The following is a 2,022-nucleotide window of genomic DNA, read 5'->3' on the forward strand; positions in this document are numbered from 1 at the left end:
TCGTCGGTCCCCTCGTTGACGCCGGTGTTGCCGGTGCTCACCGGGTCGCGGCCCTCCCGGACCGGCGCACCACCCACCACGGATTCCACCCCGCTCTGCCACACCTGGGTCAGCGGGCTCCCGGCGCCGGAGCGTTCGCCGTCGTGCAGGTTCTCGAAATGCCCGCTCGCGTCCAGGACGGCGCGCATCTGCACGGCGTAGCTGGACCAGTCGGTGGCGAGGCGGAAGATGCCGCCGGGCTCGATGACGCGTGCGGCGAGTTCCACGTAGTCCTCCTTGACCAGGCGGCGCTTGTGGTGACGGGCCTTGTGCCAGGGGTCCGGGAAGAAGGTCCACAGCTCGGCGACGGACGACGCCGGGATCATCCCGGCGAAGGCCTCCGCGGCATTGACCTGGGCGGTCCGGACGTTCGTCAGGTCCTTCTGGCTGATCCGCAGCATGGTCTGGGCCAGTCCCGGACGGTAGACCTCGAGGGCGAGGTAGTCGCGGTCGGGATCGAGCTCCGCGGCGTGGGTGATGGCCTCTCCCAGGCCCGATCCCACCTCGACGACGAGGGGCGCCGTCCGGCCGAAGGCCGCTTCGACGTCGAGCACGAAGCCGGGTGCCACCGACGTGTCGGCGTTCTCCACGCGGGGCACGTCGATGAGGAAGGCCTCGGCGAGCTCGTCCCAGGCCTCGCGGCGCCTGCCCTGAAGGCGCGAGCCCCGTCGGACGAAGGACACCGGCTGGGAGCGGTGCGGCTGGTCGGGGGTCTGTTCTCGTGGCTCCATCATCTTCTAGGCTACCGGCCGGACATCAGCCCGCCGTCGCCCGGCGGAGGCGCGAGATCGCGAGCTGCGCATAGAGGGCGGCGCCGTCGGCCAGGACGCCGTCGTCGAAGACGGCGTAGGGGGAGTGGTTGAACGGCGCGGTCACCGGATCCGCGCCGGGGGGAACTGCCGAGAGGAACACGAAGCTGCCCGGCACCGCCTCGAGGATCCGCGAGAAGTCCTCCGAGCCGCTCATCGGCTGCGGCATGGTGACGTACCGGTCGAGGCCCAGCAACTCCCCGACCTGCGCCGCGGCGTGTGCCGTCTCGTCGGGGTCCGTGACGGTGACGGGATACTCGTGGAGGTACTCGATGTCCGCCTCGAGCCCGTGGGCGGCGGCGATGTGCCGGACCAGCCTCGGAGCGGCGTCCGCCATCCTGTCCCGGTTCGCCGGCGAGAAGGTCCTGATGGTCGCCTCGATCCGCGCGGTCTCCGGGATGATGTTGCGCTGCGTGCCCGCGTGCAGCACGCCGACGGACAGCACCACGGGATCGAACATGTCGAACTGCCGCGTGATCAGAACCTGCAGCTGGGTCACGATCTCCGCCGCGACGGTCACCGGATCCTTCGCGGAGTGCGGGGCGGAACCGTGCCCACCCGCCCCGCGCACCGTCACCATCAGTCCGTCCGACGCCGACATCAGCGGTCCGCTGCGGCTCATCAGCATCCCGGCCGGTATCAGGGAGGACGTCACGTGCACCCCGTACGCCGCGTCCGGGCGCCTGCCCGCCGCGTCGAGGACGCCCTCCCGGATCATGACGCCCGCCCCGTCGTGGCCCTCCTCGCCGGGCTGGAACATGAGGACGACATCCCCGGGCAGCTCGGAGCGACGCTCGGCGAGGAGCGTCGCCGCTCCCGCGAGCATCGCCGTGTGGAGGTCGTGGCCGCACGCGTGCATGACGCCCTCCACCCGGGAGCTGTACGCGACGCCGGTCGCCTCCTGGACGGGCAGCGCGTCCATGTCGCCGCGGAGGAGGACCACCGGGGCGTCGTCGCCCTGCGCCGCTCCGCCGCGGAGCACCGCGGTGACCGACGTCGTGTCCGTCCCGAGCGTCACCTCGTAGGGCAGGCCGTCCAGGGCGGCGAGCACCTTCTCCTGGGTGCGCGGCAGGTGGAGGCCCAGCTCGGGTTCGCGGTGGAGGCGGTGGCGCAGGTCGGTGAGGTCACCGGCGAGGGCACGGGCATCCTCGAGCAGAACGGCGCGGCGCATGCG

2 protein-coding genes are annotated in these 2,022 nt (G+C 72.0%); both read right to left on the bottom strand.

Features of this window, described 5'->3' with window-relative positions:
- Positions 1-773 (bottom strand): tRNA (guanosine(46)-N7)-methyltransferase TrmB (gene trmB / locus CVO76_RS17145; protein ID WP_208740253.1); only part of this gene is annotated, 773 nt, incomplete at its 3' end.
- 22 nt (positions 774-795) lie between these two features.
- The gene (locus tag CVO76_RS17150; RefSeq protein WP_208741894.1) at positions 796-2,019 is read right to left on the bottom strand and encodes a M20 metallopeptidase family protein; all 1,224 of its coding nucleotides are present in this window, start codon (positions 2,017-2,019) and stop codon (positions 796-798) included.
- Positions 2,020-2,022: the final 3 nt, after the last annotated feature.

It is taken from the genome of Arthrobacter agilis, assembly GCF_002953615.1.
Taxonomy (GTDB): domain Bacteria; phylum Actinomycetota; class Actinomycetes; order Actinomycetales; family Micrococcaceae; genus Arthrobacter_D; species Arthrobacter_D agilis_B.

Coding starts and splice junctions, on each gene's coding strand:
- CVO76_RS17150 (WP_208741894.1), bottom strand. CDS start 2,019: ATGCGCCGCGCCGTTCTGCTCGAGGATGCCCGTGCCCTCGCCGGTGAC.